Source organism: Pseudomonas sp. NPDC090592 (assembly GCF_044769185.1).
GTDB lineage: Bacteria > Pseudomonadota > Gammaproteobacteria > Pseudomonadales > Pseudomonadaceae > Aquipseudomonas.
Genome location: NZ_JBIVXJ010000001.1, coordinates 217,136 through 235,148, shown reverse-complemented (window position 1 = coordinate 235,148; position 18,013 = coordinate 217,136). Strand labels below are relative to the sequence as shown.

Here is an 18,013-nt window from a genome sequence, read left to right as displayed (position 1 = left end):
GGGGAGGCTACAGACTGCGGTACAGCCTGGCCTCCCCTCTTTATATTCAGGCTATGTGGCGGACAGTGTACCACTCACATGGCCCATTCGCGGGCACGCCCGCTCCCACAGGTATTGCACTGCCTCGAGGTCTGCGCTTTCCCTGTGGGAGCGGGCGTGCCCGCGAATGAAGCCAACTCGACATCAGCTCAAACCCAATTCACCCCAGATCCGCCGCACTTCACGGCGTTCATCGGCAAACTGCGCCGCATCGATCACCCCGGCCTGCTTCTGCAAGGCCTGGCGGTGCGAAGCCGAGCGGAACGCCTTGTACACTTCACGCAACAGCACCGCGTCACTGGCCGGCATCAAACCTGCCTGCTCCAGCTCTTCCAGAATGCGGATGTTATCGGTCCATCGGAGTATGGCCGGGTGGTCGTGGGACCAGGCCAAAGCGGCGTATTGCACCATAAATTCGATATCGACGATACCGCCGGCATCCTGCTTGATATCGAAGGGTACACCGGCCTCGAAAGCGTTACCCGCAGTGCCGGCAGCCGTGGCCTTGGTACCGAGGTTGCCGCGCATTTTTGCGCGCATTTCACTCACTTCGGTGCGCAGTTTTTCCAGGTCGCGGGCTTGCCCCAGCACCTTGGCACGCACGCCCTCGAACGCCGTACCGACCTGCTTGCAGCCCACCAGCACGCGGGCCCGCACCAAAGCCTGGTGCTCCCAGGTCCAGGCTTCGTTCTGCTGGTAGCGCTCGAAAGCCCCCAGCGAGCTTACCAGCAGGCCGGAAGCACCGGACGGGCGCAAGCGCATGTCCACGTCATACAGTTGGCCCGAGTTGGTCTGGGTGGTCAGCAGGTGAATAATGCGCTGGCCCAGGCGGGTGAAGAACTGCGCACTGTCGATGGGCTTGGCGCCGTCGGTTTCCTCTTGCGGGTCGCCGTCGTGGATGAACACCAGGTCCAGGTCCGAGCCATGCCCCAGCTCCAGCCCGCCGACCTTGCCGTAACCAATGATGATGAAGCCCGGGTCGCACAGGCTGCCGTCACTGCGCCTGGGCTGGCCGTGGCGGGCCACGGTCTGGCGCCAGGCCAGCGCGAGTACCTGGTCGAGGATGGCCTCGGCCAGCCAAGTCAGGTAGTCACTGACTTTCATCAACGGCAGGTTGCCGCTGATTTCCGATGCGGCCACGCGCAGGCTGTGGGCCAGCTTGAAGTGGCGCAGCGCTTCCATCTGCTGCTCCAGGTCGTCTTCAGGGATGCGCGTCAGGCGTTCGCGCAGCTCGCTGGCCAGCTCTGGGGCCAGGGGCGGGCTGAACAAGCGGCCTTCGTTAAGCAGCTCATCGAGCAGCAGCGGGTAGAGGGCGATCTGCTCGGCAATCCACGGGCTGGCAGCGCACAAGGTCAGCAGGCGACGCAGGGCACCCGGGTTTTCGGTGAGCAGCACCAGGTAAGCCGAACGCCGCGCCACGGCTTCGACCAGCGGTAGCACACGTTCCAGTACCAGGTCTGGGTTGTCGTGCTCCACCGCCTGGGCCAGCAGGCGTGGAATGAAGGCATCCAGCCGCTCGCGGCCAATACGCTGCATCGAACGCAGCTGCGGGCTGGAGCGCAGCCCGGCCAGGCGGCGCAAGGCTTCCACCGGTTCCTTGAACCCGGCCTCTTGCAGCTGCCGGCCAGCGGCTTCCTCGTCCTGCGCCTGCTCCCACAGCGGCGACCATTCGCCACCCACCACCAGTTCGCCTTCGCCGTCTTCATCATCCGGGTCGGCGATAACCTGGCGGAAGTGCCAGTCGATACGGCCACGCCAGTACATCAGCTGGTCGTGGAAACTTTGCCAATCGGCAAAGCCAAGGATGTACGCCACCCGCGCCTTGTCAGTCTCATCCTCGGGCAACATCTGCGTCTGGCGGTCGGCAATGGCCTGGATGGCGTGCTCGGTATAACGCAGGAATTCATAACCCTCGCGCAGCTCGGCCACCACCGCTGGCGGCAGATAACCCTGGCCCTCCAGGGTGGCCAGTACCTTCAGCAGCGGCCGCTGCTGCAAGCTGAGGTCACGCCCGCCGTGGATCAGCTGGAACGCCTGGGCAATGAACTCCACCTCGCGGATGCCACCGGCACCCAGCTTGATGTTGTCGGCCATGCCCTTGCGCCGCACCTCCTGCTGGATCAACTGCTTCATGGTGCGCAGCGCTTCGATGGCGGAAAAGTCCAGGTAACGGCGGTACACGAACGGGCGCAACATCTCCTGCAACTGCGCACCGGCAGCCTGGTCACCGGCCACCACCCGCGCCTTGATCATCGCGTAGCGCTCCCAGTCGCGGCCCTGGTCCTGGTAGTACTGTTCCAGGGCATTGAAGCTGAGCACCAGCGCCCCGGCCGAACCATAGGGGCGCAGGCGCATGTCGACACGGAACACGAAACCGTCGACGGTGACCGGGTCCAGCGCCTTGATCAACCGCTGGCCCAGGCGGGTGAAGAACTCCTGGTTTTCCAGCGAGCGCTTCACCCCTTCGGTTTCGCCACCCTCAGGGAAGCCAAAGATCAGGTCGATATCCGACGACAGGTTCAGCTCCACCGCGCCCAGCTTGCCCATGCCCAGCACCACCATGTGCTGCGGCTGGCCGCTGCGGTTGCCGATGGGCGTGCCGAACTGCTGGCAGTGGCGCGGGTACAGCCACTGGTAGGCTTCGTCGATGGCGGCATCGGCAAGGTCGGACAGGTCGCGGCAGGTTTCACCCAGCTCGGCCTGGCGGGTGATGTCGCGCCAGATGATGCGCAGTTGCTGGCGATTGCGCTCACGGCGCAGGTTGCGCGCCAGCTCGTCGTCGCTTTGCGCCGCGTTGGCAGCCGCAGCGATGTGCCCGCGCAACTCACCCGGTGCGTAACGGCGCGCCAACTCGCCGCTGGCCAGCAAGTCGAACAGCATCGCCGGCTCGCGCTGGGCCAGGCCAAGGACAAAGTCGCTGGCGGCAGCAACCTGATCAAACTGCTGGCGGTGGGCAGGGCTCCATGTAGCCAGGTCGAGTTCGGCATGGGCGGCTACCGCATCACCGAGGAATTGCTGGTTACGGGCGACCAGTGGCTGGAGGATGGCGGGCAGGTCGGGCGGCAAAGGCAGGCGCATGGTCTATCCTTGATCGGCGTGAATTAAAGGGGAAAAAGCGGCCAAGGGGAGACCGGACCACGGTTGGACTGTCGTACAAAAGTTGGAAATAGCTGAAAAAAACGAAAACTTGGCAATAATCATCAAGAACCACCCGTTCGCGACACAATGCCAACCACCATGAACGTTTTTCCTCACAAGCCAAGGTGCGACCAAACGTCGCACAAATGTAGTTTTACTACTACTCGTGTCGTGTAAAAGCATGAAATGCGAAAGCAAATGTAGTAAAACTACACGGCGCCGGATGACACCCCGGTAATCCAAGAATTCACGACGTCTGCCCATAAGGCCAGTCGCAATCTCAGGCAATCGATTCTGGTTGCCTTTCCGCCCTGGAGCAAGCCATGCAAGACCTCGATCCAATCGAAACCCAGGAATGGCTGGATGCCCTGGAGTCGGTCCTCGACAAAGAAGGCGAAGACCGCGCTCATTACCTGATGACCCGTATGGGCGAGCTGGCCACCCGTAGTGGCTCCCAGCTGCCGTATGCGATCACCACGCCATACCGCAACACCATCCCTGTCACCCACGAAGCACGCATGCCTGGCGACCTGTTCATGGAACGCCGCATTCGCTCGATGGTGCGTTGGAACGCCCTGGCCATGGTCATGCGCACCAACCTGAAAGACTCGGACCTGGGCGGACACATCTCCAGCTTCGCCTCCAGCGCCACCCTGTACGACATCGGCTTCAACTACTTCTTCCAGGCCCCGACCGACGAACACGGCGGCGACCTGGTGTTCTTCCAGGGCCACGCTTCGCCAGGCGTCTACGCCCGCGCCTTCATGGAAGGCCGCATCAACGAAGAGCAGATGAACAACTTCCGCCAGGAAGTGGACGGCAACGGCCTGTCTTCGTACCCGCACCCATGGCTGATGCCTGACTTCTGGCAGTTCCCGACCGTATCGATGGGTCTGGGCCCGATCCAGGCCATCTACCAGGCACGCTTCATGAAGTACCTGGAAGCGCGCGGCTTCATCCCGGCCGGCAAGCAGAAGGTCTGGTGCTTCATGGGCGACGGCGAGTGCGACGAGCCGGAATCCCTGGGCGCAATCGCCCTGGCCGGCCGCGAGAAGCTGGACAACCTGATCTTCGTCATCAACTGCAACCTGCAGCGCCTCGACGGCCCGGTTCGCGGCAACGGCAAGATCATCCAGGAACTCGAAGGCGTGTTCCGTGGCGGTGGCTGGAACGTCAACAAAGTCGTCTGGGGCCGCTTCTGGGACCCACTGCTGGCCAAGGACACCAACGGTGCCCTGCAGCGCCGCATGGACGAAGTCATCGACGGCGAGTACCAGAACTACAAAGCCAAAGACGGCGCGTACGTTCGTGAAAACTTCTTCAACACCCCAGAGCTCAAGGCCATGGTCGAAGACCTGTCCGACGACGAGATCTGGAAGCTCAACCGTGGCGGCCACGACCCGTACAAGGTCTACGCGGCGTACCACCAGGCTGTTAACCACAAAGAGCAGCCAACCGTTATCCTGGCCAAGACCATCAAGGGTTACGGCACCGGTGCTGGCGAAGCCAAGAACACCGCGCACAACACCAAGAAGGTCGACGTCGACAGCCTGCGTCACTTCCGTGACCGCTTCGACATCCCGGTCAAGGATGCCGACCTTGAGAACCTGCCGTTCTTCAAGCCCGAAGAAGGTTCTGCCGAAGCCAAGTACCTGGCCGAGCGCCGTGCTGCCCTGGGCGGTTTCGTGCCACAGCGCCGCGCCAAGAGCTTCAGCGTGCCGACCCCGCCACTGGAAACGCTGAAAGCGATCCTGGACGGCTCGGGCGACCGCGAAATCTCCACCACCATGGCCTTCGTGCGTATCCTGGCGCAGCTGGTCAAGGACAAGGACATCGGCCAGCGCATCGTCCCGATCATCCCGGACGAAGCCCGTACCTTCGGTATGGAAGGCATGTTCCGCCAGCTGGGCATCTACTCGTCGGTCGGCCAGCTCTACGAGCCAGTCGATAAAGACCAGGTGATGTTCTACCGCGAAGACAAGAAGGGCCAGATCCTCGAGGAAGGCATCAACGAAGCCGGCGCCATGTCGTCGTTCATCGCTGCCGGTACCTCGTACAGCTGCCACAACCAGCCGATGCTGCCGTTCTACATCTTCTACTCGATGTTCGGCTTCCAGCGCATTGGCGACCTGGCCTGGGCTGCCGGCGACAGCCGCACCCGTGGCTTCCTGATCGGCGGTACCGCCGGCCGTACCACCCTGAACGGTGAAGGCCTGCAGCACGAAGACGGTCACAGCCACATGATGGCGGGCACCATCCCGAACTGCCGCACCTACGATCCAACCTACGGCTACGAGCTGGCGGTGATCATCCAGGACGGCATGAAGAAGATGACCGAAGAGCAACAGGACATCTTCTACTACATCACCGTGATGAACGAATCCTACCAGCAGCCAGCCATGCCGGCCGGTGTCGAGGAAGGCATCATCAAGGGCATGTACCTGCTGGAAGAAGACACCCGCGAAGCCGCGCACCACGTTCAGCTGATGGGCTCCGGCACCATCCTGCGCGAAGTCCGCGAAGCCGCGAAGATCCTGCGTGAAGAGTTCAACGTCGGTGCCGACGTTTGGAGCGTCACCAGCTTCAACGAACTGCGCCGCGACGGCCTGGCCGTGGAACGCGCCAACCGCCTGAAGCCTGGCCAGAAGCCACAACAGACCTACGTCGAGCAGTGCCTGAACGGTCGCAAAGGCCCGGTCATCGCCTCTACCGACTACATGAAGCTGTTCGCCGAACAGATTCGCCAGTGGGTACCGAGCAAAGAGTTCAAGGTCCTGGGTACCGACGGTTACGGTCGCAGCGACAGCCGCAAGAAGCTGCGTCACTTCTTCGAAGTCGACCGCCACTTCGTGGTGCTGGCTGCCCTGGAAGCCCTGGCTGACCGTGGCGAGATCGAACCCAAGGTTGTTGCAGACGCTATCGTCAAGTTCGGTATCGACCCGGACAAGCGCAACCCACTGGACTGCTGAGGAGTATTTTTAAGTGAGCGAACTCATTCGCGTACCTGACATCGGCAGCGGTGAAGGTGAAATCATCGAGCTGTTCGTCAAGGTCGGTGACCGTATCGAGGCTGACCAGAGCCTGCTGACCCTGGAGTCCGACAAGGCCTCCATGGAGATCCCGGCCCCCAAGGCCGGCGTCATCAAGGAGCTGAAGGTCAAGCTGGGCGACCGCCTGAAAGAAGGCGACGAGCTGCTGGTCCTGGAAGCCGAGGGCGCCGCTGCTGCGGCCCCTGAGGCCCCGGCCGCTGCAGATGCGGCCCCGGCTGCTGCCCCGGCGCCTGCTGCCGAAGCCGCCCCTGCGCCAGCCGCAGCCCCGGCTGCCGCCAGCGTGCAGGACATCCACGTGCCGGACATCGGCTCGTCGGGCAAGGCCAAGATCATCGAAGTGCTGGTCAAGGTCGGCGACACCGTCGAAGCCGACCAGTCGCTGATCACCCTGGAGTCCGACAAGGCCTCCATGGAGATCCCGTCGCCAGCTGCTGGCGTGGTCGAAGAAGTGCTGTGCAAGCTGGAAGACGAAGTCGGCACTGGCGACCTGATCTTCAAGCTGAAGGTCGCTGGCGCAGCCCCGGCTGCCGCTCCGGCCCCTGCTGCTGCCCCGGCGCCAGCCAAGGCTGAGGCTGCTCCGGCCGCCGCACCTGCTGCTGCTGCCCCGGCTGCTGCCCCTGCACCGGCTGCTACCGCACCGGCCGCTGGCAGCAACGCCAAGGTTCACGCAGGCCCAGCCGTTCGTCAGCTGGCCCGTGAATTTGGTGTCGACCTGGGCGCTGTTGCTGCCACTGGTCCGCACGGCCGCATCCTGAAAGAAGACGTGCAGGTTTACGTCAAGGCGATGATGCAGAAAGCATCGGGCGCCCCGGCAGCCGCTGATGCAACCGGCGGCGCCGGCATCCCGCCAATTCCGGTTGTGGACTTCAGCAAGTTCGGTGAAGTGGAAGAAGTGGCCCTGACCCGCCTGATGCAGGTCGGTGCTGCCAACCTGCACCGCAGCTGGCTGAACGTGCCGCACGTGACCCAGTTCGATTCTGCCGACATCACCGAGCTGGAAGCCTTCCGCGTTGCGCAGAAGGCCGTGGCCGAAAAAGCCGGCGTGAAACTGACCGTGCTGCCACTGCTGCTCAAGGCCTGCGCCTTCCTGCTCAAGGAACTGCCAGACTTCAACAGCTCGCTGGCGCCAAGCGGCAAGGCCATCATCCGCAAGAAGTACGTGCACATCGGCTTCGCCGTGGACACCCCGGACGGCCTGCTGGTCCCTGTGATCAAGAACGTCGACCAGAAGAGCCTGCTGCAACTGGCTGCCGAAGCCGCTGCACTGGCCGAGAAGGCGCGCACCAAAAAGCTGTCGGCCGACGACATGCAAGGTGCCTGCTTCACCATCTCCAGCCTCGGCCACATTGGCGGCACCGGTTTCACGCCGATCGTCAACGCGCCGGAAGTGGCGATCCTGGGCGTCTCCAAGGCGACCATGCAGCCAGTCTGGGATGGCAAGGCCTTCCAGCCTAAGCTGATGCTGCCACTGTCGCTGTCCTACGATCACCGCGTGATCAACGGCGCAGCCGCCGCGCGCTTCACCAAGCGCCTGGGCGACGTACTGGGCGATATCCGCACCATGCTGCTGTAAGGCAGCCCGCTGCCCCTCCTTGCGAGGGGCAGTACCCTTTTCGAGCTGCCACGCTCGTACCTCAACCCCGTCAATTGGCGGGGCTTTTTTTTGCCTGACACAAGGCATATTGGGGCTGCTTTGCAGCCCATCGCAGGCAAGCCAGCTCCCACAGGTACTCCACAAACCTTGAAACCTGTGCCGTACCTGTGGGAGCTGGCTTGCCTGCGATGGGCCGCAAAGCGGCCCCAAATTCTCAACGCAAACTACAGATTCCGACCAAACAGCCGATAACCCGCACACAGCATCACACATGGCCGCTTGCCAGCCCTCGGCACATGATGCAACCTTGCCAGACCCGCTGCGGTCCTACCCAGCGTTCCCTCTTCAAGCGAGTCTTCGATGAAAAGCCAACCCGATGCCGCCAGCCGTGTGGCGGCCGAGGTCGTCACGCCGTTACCCGTGCCCTCGCGGCTCGGCATGCTGCGTTTCGAAAGGCTTAACGAGGCCACCTGGACCATGCTCTACCTGGACCCGGCCTGCGAGCGCCAGTTCGGCCTGCACGCCGGCGACCTGTGTGCCCTGGTGGATGCGCCCTACGCCAGCCTGATGGAACCTGAGGCGCGCTACCGGCTGCACGACGACATTCAGCTGCAACTGTCCCAGCGCGGCTACTACCGTGTGCGCTACACCCTGCATACGCCAGGCGCATCGCTGCGGCTGCTGGAGGCCGGTGAAGCCTACAAGCAGCACAACCGCCAGCTGCTGCGTGGCTACCTGAGCGTACTCGACGACCAGCAGGACGACACCGGTGAACCCGGCGCCACCGACCTGGAGTCGCGCAATAACCGCCTGCAACTGGCCTTGCAGCTGAACCAGCGCGCCCAGCAAGAGCAACTGGAACACCTGGAGCGCGTGCGCGGCCAGCAAGACCTGATCCTGCGCCTGGCCCGACAGCGCTACAGCGCCGGCAACTCGCTGCTTGAGGCCGCCCAGCTGATTACCCAGAGCGCCTGCGAAATCTACAAGGTCGACAGCGCCAGCATCTGGCACCTGGACGATCAGCGCCTGGAGCCGATCACTGCCTGGTACCGCGACGCACAGGAGCATCGCCAGCCCGAAGCCATCGATGGCAGCCGCTTCCCCGACTACCTTGAAGCGCTGCATGCCAGCCGTGCCATCGACGCACACAATGCCGGCCACGACCCGCGCACTCGTGCCCTGGCACAAAGCCTGCGCCCGGAAAACAAGGCAATGCTCGATGCCAGTATCCGCGTCGACGGCCAGGTGGTGGGCGTGCTGTGCCTGGAGCAGACCGGCCAGCCGCGGGCCTGGCAGTCGGACGAAATTGCCTTCGCCGGCGAGCTGGCCGACCAGTTTGCCCAGGTCATCACCAACCATAATCGGCGTACTGCGGCCAGCGCCCTGCACCTGTTCCAGCGTGCGGTGGAGCAAAGCGCCAGTGCTTTCCTGCTGGTGAACCGCGATGGCCAGGTGGAGTACGTCAACCCAAGCTTCACCGCCATCACCCAGTACAGCACCGAAGAAGTGCAAGGCCGCCACCTGGGCGAGCTCCCCGCGCTGGAAAACCTCAGCGAACTGCTGTTCGACTCGCCGTCCAGCCTGGCCATGGGCAACAGCTGGCAGGGCGAATTCAAGAGCCGGCGCAAGAACCTGGAGCCTTACTGGGGCCAGTTGTCGATTTCCAAGGTGTACGGCGACAACCGTGAGCTGACCCATTACATCGGCATCTACGAAGACGTCACCCAGACCAAGCTGGCGCAGCAGCGCATCGAGCGCCTGGCCTACACCGACAACCTGACCAACCTGGGCAACCGTCCGGCGTTCATCCGCAGCCTGGACGAACGCTTTGCCCACGATGGCGAGAACTCGATGTGCCTGCTGCTGGTGGACATCGACAACTTCAAGCGCATCAACGACAGCCTGGGCCACCAGACCGGCGACAAGCTGCTGATCAGCCTGGCCCGGCGCCTGCGCAACAGCCTGCCCACTGGCGGTGTGCTGGCACGCTTTGCCAGTAACGAGTTTGCCGTGCTGCTCGACGCCACTGGCCTGGAAGACGGCCAGCACGTTGCCCAGCAACTGCTGCGCACCCTCGACAAGCCCATGTTCGTCGACAACCAGCTGATCAACGTCACCGCGTCGGTGGGCCTGGCCTGTGCGCCGCTGCACGGCGCCGACCCGGCCAGCCTGATGAAAAACGCCGGCCTGGCCCTGCACAAGGCCAAGGCCAACGGCAAGCACCAGGTACAGGTGTTTACCGAGGTGCTCAATGCCGAGGCCAGCTACAAGCTGTTCGTCGAGAACAACCTGCGCCGCGCCCTGACCCAGAACGAACTGGAAGTGTTCTACCAGCCCAAGATCTGCCTACGCAGCGGCCGCTTGCTTGGCCTGGAAGCGCTGTTGCGCTGGAACCACCCCGAGCGCGGCATGATCCGCCCGGACCAGTTCATCAGCGTGGCGGAAGAAACCGGCCTGATCATCCCCATCGGCAAATGGGTGGTGCGCCAGTCATGCAGCATGAGCCAGCAACTGCGCGAGGCCGGCCTGGGCAACCTGCACGTGGCCATCAACCTGTCGCCCAAGCAGTTCTCCGACCCGGACCTGGTGGCCTCGATCAGCACCATTCTCAAGGAAGAAGCCCTGCCCCCGCACCTGCTGGAGCTGGAGCTGACCGAAGGCCTGCTGCTGGAAGCCAGCGAAGACACCCACCGCCAGCTGGACGAGCTGAAGGCCCTGGGCCTGACCCTGGCCATGGATGACTTCGGCACCGGCTATTCGTCGCTGAGCTACCTGAAGAAGTTTCCGATCGACATTCTCAAGATCGACCGCAGCTTCATCAACGAGATCCCGGATAACCAGGACGACATGGAAATCACCTCGGCGGTGGTGGCCATGGCGCACAACCTGAAGCTGAAGGTAGTGGCCGAAGGGATCGAGACGCCGGAGCAGCTGGCGTTCCTGCGCCGGCACCGCTGCGACGTGGGCCAGGGTTACCTGTTTGACCGGCCGATTCCGGGGCGCGAGCTGGCTGAACGGTTGAAGCGCTATCCGCGTGGACCGGTGGCCTGACAGCGGCTTAAACCTCGGGCACTATAGAAGCCATTCGGGCCCTTTCGCGGGCGCGCCCGCTCCCACAGGAACACCACAACCTTCGAAACCTGTGCTGTACCTGTGGGAGCGGGCATGCCCGCGAATGCCCCAACCCCTATCCAACTGAAAAAACACAGAGGAACGGCCATGGTCCTGCGTTCGGAAATCCTGGTGAACAAAAACGTCATGCCAACCGCGGAGCAGGCCTTGCCTGGCCGCGAAACGCCAATGAGCCTGCCCGAGTTCCACTACGTGTTCGAAGGCACCCCGCTGCTCGGCCCCTTCTTCGAAGGCGCTGTCGACTTCGCCATCTTCGGCCTGGGTTGCTTCTGGGGCGCCGAGCGCCGCTTCTGGCAGCGTGAAGGCGTGGTCAGCACGGTGGTTGGCTACGCCGGCGGCTTTACCCCCAACCCTACCTATGAAGAAGTCTGCTCAGGCCTGACCGGCCACACCGAAGTGGTGCTGGTGGTGTTCGACAAGGACAAGGTCAGCTACCGCGAGCTGCTGGCGATGTTCTGGGAACTGCACAACCCGACCCAGGGCATGCGCCAGGGCAACGATGTTGGCACCCAGTACCGCTCGGCCATCTACTGCACCAGCCCGGAGCAGCTCAAAGAAGCGCAAGCCAGCAAAGCCGAGTACCAGGCTGAACTGGCAAAGTCCGGCTTCGGCGAGATCACCACCGAAATCGACCAGGCGCCAACCGTGTACTTTGCCGAGGCCTACCACCAGCAGTACCTGGCCAAGAACCCGGACGGCTACTGCGGCATCGGCGGCACCGGCGTATGCCTGCCACCGAGCCTGCAAGGTAACTGACGCATGAGCACGATGACCCTGTTCCACTCGCCGTTGTCGCCGTTCGTGCGCAAGGTCATGGTGGTATTGCACGAGACCGGCCAGCTGGGCCGGGTGCAGTTGCAGGCCGTGAACATCAGCCCGGTTAGCGGCGACCCGCAGCTGAACCAGGACAACCCGATCGGCAAGATCCCGGCGCTGCGCCTGGACGACGGCACCGTGCTGCATGACAGCCGGGTGATCTGCGAGTACCTCGACCTGCAACACGTCGGCCTGCCGCTGCTGCCCCGTGAAGGCTCGGCGCGCTGGCGGCGCATGACCCTGGTGTCCCAGGCGGATGCGATCATGGATGCGGCGGTGTCGTCGCGTTATGAGAGCTTCCTGCGGCCAGAGGACAAGCGCTGGGATGGCTGGCTGCAGGCGCAGGGCGACAAGATCCGCCGTAGCCTGGCCAATCTGGAGCAGGAGCATTTGCCTGAGCTGATGTCCGGGTTCGACCTGGCGGCGATTGGCGTGGCCTGTGCGCTGGGGTATCTGGATTTGCGCCAGCCGGAGTTTGGCTGGCGTGAGCGCCAGCCTGGGCTGGCAGCGTGGTATGCCGAGGTGGCCAAGCGGCCTTCGATGGTCGCCACTTCGCCGGTGGTTTGACAGGGCCTCTTCGCGGGCACGCCCGCTCCCACAGGGACATCACAGTATTCGAAAGCTGTGCAGTACCTGTGGGAGCGGGCATGCCCGCGAAGGCCTCAGCTCGATATCACAGGAAACAACTGCCCGATCCTGAAGGCCAACCACCGCCCGATCTCTTTATCCTCCCTCATGCCGCCCTCCCCACCCGCGCCCAGTCCAGCCGCCGGGTCAGCACCATGAACACCCCCAGCAAACCAAAGCACAGCAGCGACCCCATCAGCAGCGCATAGTCCTCGGCACTCAACAGCCCGTAGAGCAGCGCATACAGCGCCGCCAAACCCGCCGCAAAACCGATGCCCCGCCCCAGGCTGCACAGCACATGGCTCAGGTAGAAGCCAATCAGCAGCACACACGCCGAAGCCGACAGCCCATACGCCAGGCCAAAGCCGATGTGCTCGGACAACGACAGCAACAACAGGTAGAAAAACGCCAACGCCACGCCCACCAGGATGTACTGCACCGGGTGCACGCTCAGGTTCTTCAGCACTTCGAACAGGAAGAAACCGGCAAAGGTCAGCGCAATGAACAACAGCGCGTATTTGATCGCCCGTTCGCTTTTCAGGTACTGGTCCACCGGGTCGACAAAGCTCACGCCGAAGCTGCGTTCGCTGAAGTCGGCGCACTGCCCGGCCGTGGCGCACTGGCGCAGGGCGTCTTCAAGGTTGGTGGCAAAGAACGACGTCTGCCAATGTGCGGCGAAGCCCTGGGCGTCGATCTCGCGGCGGCTGGGCAAGTAGCTGCCGACGAAGCTCGGGTGTGGCCAGTTGGCACGCATGTCGACGCTGCTGGTACGACCGACTGGCACTACGTGCAACTGGCCGGTGCCTTGCAGCGCCAGGTCGAAGCCATAGCTGAACTCCCGTGCCTGCAGGCCATCGAGCCCTGGCAGGCTGGCGTGCACGCCGCCACGCATCCAATCGAGCTGGGTGCCCGCTTCGAACGGCACCTTCTGTTCGTCCAGGCTCAGCTCCAGGCCATTCTCGATACCGCGTATATCGCTGATACCCACCACCAGGAACGGCTTGTCGAAACGGTAGTCGTCGAAATCCTTGTCGATGCCCCAGCGCTCCGGGAGCTTGAAACGGCCGCTGATGCGGCCTTTGGCGTGGAACAGCCGGGCCTGGTAGATGCCGCGGGCGCGCAGTTCGGTGTCTACGCCAAGGTCGGCGTCGAAGGTTTCCGGCAGGAAGTACAGGTGGCCGACGATGGTGCTGGTTTCCTGGGTACGCTCGCCGTCCTTTTCGATCCAGCGGCGCTGGTACTTGCGGTACGGCACCACCAACAGCGGGCCGCTGAGCTGCTGGTCGAAGCTGGCGCTTTGGGCGATGTCGCGCAATACGTCGTCACGCAGGGCCTGGCGTTCATCGATCAGGCCGTTGATCAGCAGCAGCGGGATGAGCAGCAGAAGCATCAGCACGACGATCATGCCGAGTTTGTAACCGAGGGTCTTGTTCATGGGGCCTCCTGTGGCAGTGGGCGCAGTGTCTGCGCCTTGCGTGGAGGCTTCGGGGAGGCTCTGTGGAGATTATGTGTATTCGAGGGCCCCATCGCAGGCAAGCCAGCTCCCACAGGTATTTCACAGGCCTTGAGCATTGTGCGGTACCTGTGGGAGCTGGCTTGCCTGCGATGGGCTGCGCAGCAGCCCCGGCTATCTCAGCTGATACGCCGAACCGGCAGCCACAACCGCACCCGCACCCCGCCATCAACGTTGTCCACCGCCAAAGCCCCACCATGCAGCTGCATCACCTCGGCCACAAAGTTAAGCCCCAGGCCGGTACTCTTGCGCCCACTCCCCGGCCGCGGCAGCGAGTAGAACCGCTCGCTGACCCGCCCGATGGCATACGCCGGTATCGCTTGCCCCTGGTTGAACAGGCTCAACGCCACCCGCTCGCCGTCGCGCTCCAGGTCAAACAGCAGTGCGCCACCATCGGGGGTGAAATCCAGTGCATTATCCAGCAGGTTGGCCAGCGCCTGGCGCATGAGAAACGGGTCGCACAGCAGACGCAACCCGGCGGGCACCCGCTGACGCACGTGCAACCTGGCGGCTTCGATGCGCGCAACATGGGCCAGCAGCAATTCGTCCACCAGCGCCGCCAGCGCCACCTGCTGTTCGTCCTCCAGCGCCTGCATCTGCTCGACCCGGGCCAGGTTCAGCAGGCGCTCGATCATCTGCTGCAAGCGCTCGCTCTCACGCTCGATATTGCCGGCAAAGCGCGCCCGCTGCTCGGCCGGCATGTCATCCTGCAACAGTTCTGAGGCCCCGCGAATGGCAGCCAGTGGGCTTTTCAGCTCATGTGTGAGGGTGTGCACGTAGCGTTCAACATAGGCCTTGCCCTCCAGCTGCGTGCGCATGCGTTCCACGGCATTGGCCAGGTTCGCCAGTTCACCCCCCTTGTAATGTGGCAACTCCGCACGCTCACCTTCGCTGACCGCCTGCGCGTAGGCCGCCAACTTGCGCAGCGAGCGCGCCAGCCACCACGACAGTGCCGCACCCACCAGCAAGCCCAGGCCGATCAACCCCAGCCCCAAGGTGAGCAAACGCTTCTCGGAATGGTCGATGTACGGCTGTAGCGAGCTGTTGGGCTTGGCCACAGTGACCACGCCGATGATCTTGCCCTCGTCGATGATCGGCGCCCCCACATGCATCACCGACGTACTTTCGTCGCTGGGGTCGCTGCGGGTCGAGCGCGCACCGTACTGGCCACGCAGGGTCAGGTACACGTCATTCCACTTCGAGTAGTCCTTGCCCTGGGCCTCGCCGCTGGAATCCAGCAGCACGATGCCCCTGGCGTCGGTGACATAGATGCGGTGGCTGACCTGGTTCTTGGCCAGGCCCCAGATCTGCGCGCCGGGGCTGCGCAAGCCGTAGGCCTTGAGTACTTGCGGCAGGCGGCCCTGGTTCAGGGTGCCGGCCTTGACGTCATCGCGCAGGATCTCGGCCAGCAGGTTGGCCGTATCTACCAGTGTTTCTTCGGAAGACTGGCGCACCACCGGGCGGATCTGTTCACGCACGGTATTGAGCAAAAAGTAGCCCGCCAACCCGACGAACAGGAAGTACACCAGGAAGATCCGGACACCCAGGCGCATCAGGCGTGGTCCGGGCTGTAGCTGTAGCCGAGGCCGCGGTGGGTCTGGATCGGCTCGGCATCGCTGGCCACCTGGCGCAGCTTGGCGCGCAGGCTCTTGATATGGCTGTCGATGGTGCGCTCGTAGCCAACGTCAGAGGCCACGCCCAGCGCGTCGAGCAGTTGTTCGCGGCTGAACACCCGCTGCGGTTGCTCCAGCAGGCATTGCAACAGGCGGAATTCGTGACGGGTCAGGGTGAGTGGCTGGCTGCGGTAGGTGATCTGCATGCGCAAGGTGTCGAGCTGGAACAGCGCACTTTCGGCAGCAGGCTCGGCCCTGGGTGCCATGCGCTTGAGGATCGCCCGCACCCGTGCGGCCACTTCACGCGGGCTGAAGGGTTTGACCACGTAGTCATCGGCACCGATTTCCAGGCCTACCACCCGGTCGATCTCACCGTCGCGGGCGCTGAGGAACATCACCGGCACTTCGGTGAAGCGGCGCAATTGGCGGCAGGTTTCGAAGCCACTGATGTCGGGCAGGCCGATGTCGAGAATGATCAGGTCGGCCGGGCGTTGGCGCTGCTGTTCGAGGGCAGCGCTGCCCAAGGTCACCCATTCGGTGCTGTGGCCATCGGCTTGCAGGGCGTAGACCAGGGTGTCGGCGATGGCGGCTTCGTCTTCGACGATGAGGATGTGGGGCATGGCGTCCGGCCTTACTCGGGGCAAGAATGGACTTTTAACTTACCGGCCTCTTCGCGGGCAAGCCCGCTCCCACAGGATCACCTCAAGCCTTGAGGGCAGCGCGGTCCCTGTGGGAGCGGGCGTGCCCGCGAAGAGGCCAGTACAGGCAATGCAAATCAGCAGTCAGGCTTGCCAGCCGTAAACTTCTTGGCCGGGTTAACCGCCGCCTTGAACTCGCGCAGCGCCTTTGAACCCACCAGCAGCGGGTAGTTGAAGCTGCTGCGGTCCACCAGGTTCACCTCCACGGTGCGCTTCACGTCACCCAGGCACAGCTCCAGGTCAACCACCGGACGCTTGGAGATCTCCGGCGCGTCACCTTCCTCTTCTTCATCGGCACGCCCCTTGATCTTGCTGATGCGCGACACCTTGTGCTCATACACCTTGCCATCCGAATCCTTGGTCGCCAGGCGGAAGCGCACCCACTCGTCACCATCACGGGTGAACAGTTCGATGTCCTTGGCCGACAACGACGCGGTAAAGGCACCGGTGTCCATCTTGGCTTTCAGGGTTTCGCCCAGCTCGGGCAGGGCGATGTTCTCGTACCGGCCGTAGATCGTGGGTTCGGCAGCCATAACCGGCAGCGCCAACAGCGACAACAGGGCAAACAGAGATTTCACTAGCAGGCTTCCTTGAGAAGGGTCAGTGCTTAGACTGCACTGGCAGGATAGGTTCGCTGTCACAAGGTTAACCAACAAATTGTGAAACATTTGTCTGCGCCGCAAGGCATTGGACATTTGGCGTAGGCCACGGCGCTGCTTATCATTGCCGACCGTTTATCTCCCACAACAAGAGTTTCTTTATGCGTCGCCTGCTGACCGGCATTCTCACAACCACCCTGCTGCTGCTCAATACCGTGGTGTTGATCTGCCCGCTGCTGGTCTTCGCCCTGCTCAAGCTGGTGCTGCCGGGGCGTGGGCGTGATTACGCTTCCTGGGCGGTGATGTGGGTGGCCGAAACCTGGTCGGAAATCGACAAGGCCATCTTCGCACTGTGCATCCCTACCCAATGGGACATTCGTGGCGTCGAGAACCTGCGCAAGGACACCTCGTACCTGGCGGTGAGCAACCACCAGACGTGGGTCGACATTCCCGCTTTGATCGAGAGCCTCAACCGCCGCACGCCGTTCTTCAAATTCTTCCTGAAGAAGGAGCTGATCTGGGTGCCGCTGCTGGGCCTGGCCTGGTGGGGGCTGGATTACCCGTTCATGAAGCGCTACAGCAAGGCGTTTCTGGAAAAGCACCCGGAGCTGAAGGGCAAGGACCTGGAAATCACCAAGGCGGCCTGTGAGTTGTTCAAACGCCAGCCGGTGACCGTGGTGAACTACCTGGAAGGCACCCGCTTTACCGAGGCCAAGCGGCAGGAACAGCAGTCGCCCTATCGCTACCTGCTCAAACCCAAGGCCGGGGGCGTGGCGTTTGTGCTGGCGGCGCTGGGTGAGCAACTGGATGCCTTGCTGGATGTAACCATCGTGTACCCCGGCAACAAGGCACCGGGGTTCTGGGATTTGCTCAATGGCAGCATTAGCCGGGTGATTATCGACATTCAGGTGCGTGAGCTGGACCCGGCACTGTGGGCAGGGGATTACGAGAATGACCCTGAGTTTCGTCAGACTGTGCAGGCTTGGGTGAACCAGCTGTGGGTGGAGAAGGACCAGCGGATCGAGCGGCTGCGAGGGGAGATGGGCTGAGCCCTTTACTGCTTGTACCGGCCTCTTCGCGGGCTTGCCCGCTCCCACAGGAACCGCGTCACCTTCAGCACCTGTGATAATCCTGTGGGAGCGGGCGAGCCCGCGAAGAGGCCGGCACAGTTAGCCCAGCAATCCGATTAAAACC

General features: G+C 63.2%; 11 protein-coding genes. 6 read left to right on the top strand and 5 right to left on the bottom strand.

The features are described 5' to 3' along the window. Positions 1–183 precede the first annotated feature (183 nt). The gene (glnE, locus tag ACIQUI_RS01035; protein WP_403194272.1) at positions 184–3,117 is read right to left on the bottom strand and encodes a bifunctional [glutamate--ammonia ligase]-adenylyl-L-tyrosine phosphorylase/[glutamate--ammonia-ligase] adenylyltransferase; all 2,934 of its coding nucleotides are present in this window, start codon (positions 3,115–3,117) and stop codon (positions 184–186) included. A gap of 383 nt (positions 3,118–3,500) precedes the next feature. Here glnE and aceE point away from each other — a divergent pair, with 383 nt between their 5' ends. From aceE to ACIQUI_RS01010, 5 genes are all read left to right on the top strand, one after another. Next, the gene (gene aceE / locus ACIQUI_RS01030; RefSeq protein WP_400684545.1) at positions 3,501–6,146 is read left to right on the top strand and encodes a pyruvate dehydrogenase (acetyl-transferring), homodimeric type; all 2,646 of its coding nucleotides are present in this window, start codon (positions 3,501–3,503) and stop codon (positions 6,144–6,146) included. A 13-nt stretch (positions 6,147–6,159) separates the two neighbouring features. Further along, positions 6,160–7,800 (top strand): dihydrolipoyllysine-residue acetyltransferase, encoded by a 1,641-nt coding sequence (gene aceF / locus ACIQUI_RS01025; RefSeq protein WP_403194270.1) that lies wholly within the window; start codon positions 6,160–6,162, stop codon positions 7,798–7,800. Positions 7,801–8,181: 381 nt separating this feature from the next. Further along, positions 8,182–10,872, top strand: coding sequence for a putative bifunctional diguanylate cyclase/phosphodiesterase (locus ACIQUI_RS01020; protein WP_403194268.1), 2,691 nt, complete (start codon positions 8,182–8,184; stop codon positions 10,870–10,872). A 168-nt stretch (positions 10,873–11,040) separates the two neighbouring features. Next, positions 11,041–11,709, top strand: coding sequence for a peptide-methionine (S)-S-oxide reductase MsrA (msrA, locus tag ACIQUI_RS01015; protein WP_403194266.1), 669 nt, complete (start codon positions 11,041–11,043; stop codon positions 11,707–11,709). Positions 11,710–11,712: 3 nt separating this feature from the next. Further along, positions 11,713–12,336, top strand: a complete 624-nt coding sequence (locus ACIQUI_RS01010; protein WP_403194264.1) for a glutathione S-transferase — start codon at positions 11,713–11,715, stop codon at positions 12,334–12,336. A gap of 166 nt (positions 12,337–12,502) precedes the next feature. On the opposite strand, the gene creD is transcribed toward ACIQUI_RS01010, so the two are convergent. From creD to ACIQUI_RS00990, 4 genes are all read right to left on the bottom strand, one after another. Continuing rightward, a complete protein-coding gene (gene creD, locus ACIQUI_RS01005; RefSeq protein ID WP_403194262.1) occupies positions 12,503–13,831 on the bottom strand; it encodes a cell envelope integrity protein CreD in 1,329 nt (442 codons plus the stop codon). Positions 13,832–14,028: 197 nt separating this feature from the next. Then, positions 14,029–15,462 carry a two-component system sensor histidine kinase CreC gene (gene creC / locus ACIQUI_RS01000; RefSeq protein ID WP_403194260.1) on the bottom strand — a complete coding sequence of 478 codons (1,434 nt, stop codon included), beginning with the start codon at positions 15,460–15,462 and terminating at the stop codon, positions 14,029–14,031. Further along, entirely contained in the window at positions 15,462–16,142 is a 681-nt protein-coding gene (gene creB / locus ACIQUI_RS00995) for a two-component system response regulator CreB (RefSeq protein WP_403194258.1), read from the bottom strand. Before creB ends, creC begins: the two co-directional genes overlap by 1 nt. Positions 16,143–16,297: 155 nt before the next feature. Continuing rightward, positions 16,298–16,798, bottom strand: a complete 501-nt coding sequence (locus ACIQUI_RS00990; RefSeq protein WP_403194256.1) for an ATP-dependent zinc protease — start codon at positions 16,796–16,798, stop codon at positions 16,298–16,300. Positions 16,799–16,980: 182 nt separating this feature from the next. Between ACIQUI_RS00990 and ACIQUI_RS00985 the strand changes: the two genes are divergently transcribed. Then, the gene (locus tag ACIQUI_RS00985; RefSeq protein WP_403194254.1) at positions 16,981–17,868 is read left to right on the top strand and encodes an acyltransferase; all 888 of its coding nucleotides are present in this window, start codon (positions 16,981–16,983) and stop codon (positions 17,866–17,868) included. The last annotated feature ends 145 nt before the right edge of the window (positions 17,869–18,013 follow it).

Coding starts and splice junctions, on each gene's coding strand:
- glnE (WP_403194272.1), bottom strand. CDS start 3,117: ATGCGCCTGCCTTTGCCGCCCGACCTGCCCGCCATCCTCCAGCCACTG.
- aceE (WP_400684545.1), top strand. CDS start 3,501: ATGCAAGACCTCGATCCAATCGAAACCCAGGAATGGCTGGATGCCCTG.
- ACIQUI_RS01020 (WP_403194268.1), top strand. CDS start 8,182: ATGAAAAGCCAACCCGATGCCGCCAGCCGTGTGGCGGCCGAGGTCGTC.
- msrA (WP_403194266.1), top strand. CDS start 11,041: ATGGTCCTGCGTTCGGAAATCCTGGTGAACAAAAACGTCATGCCAACC.
- ACIQUI_RS01010 (WP_403194264.1), top strand. CDS start 11,713: ATGAGCACGATGACCCTGTTCCACTCGCCGTTGTCGCCGTTCGTGCGC.
- creD (WP_403194262.1), bottom strand. CDS start 13,831: ATGAACAAGACCCTCGGTTACAAACTCGGCATGATCGTCGTGCTGATG.
- creC (WP_403194260.1), bottom strand. CDS start 15,462: ATGCGCCTGGGTGTCCGGATCTTCCTGGTGTACTTCCTGTTCGTCGGG.
- creB (WP_403194258.1), bottom strand. CDS start 16,142: ATGCCCCACATCCTCATCGTCGAAGACGAAGCCGCCATCGCCGACACC.
- ACIQUI_RS00985 (WP_403194254.1), top strand. CDS start 16,981: ATGCGTCGCCTGCTGACCGGCATTCTCACAACCACCCTGCTGCTGCTC.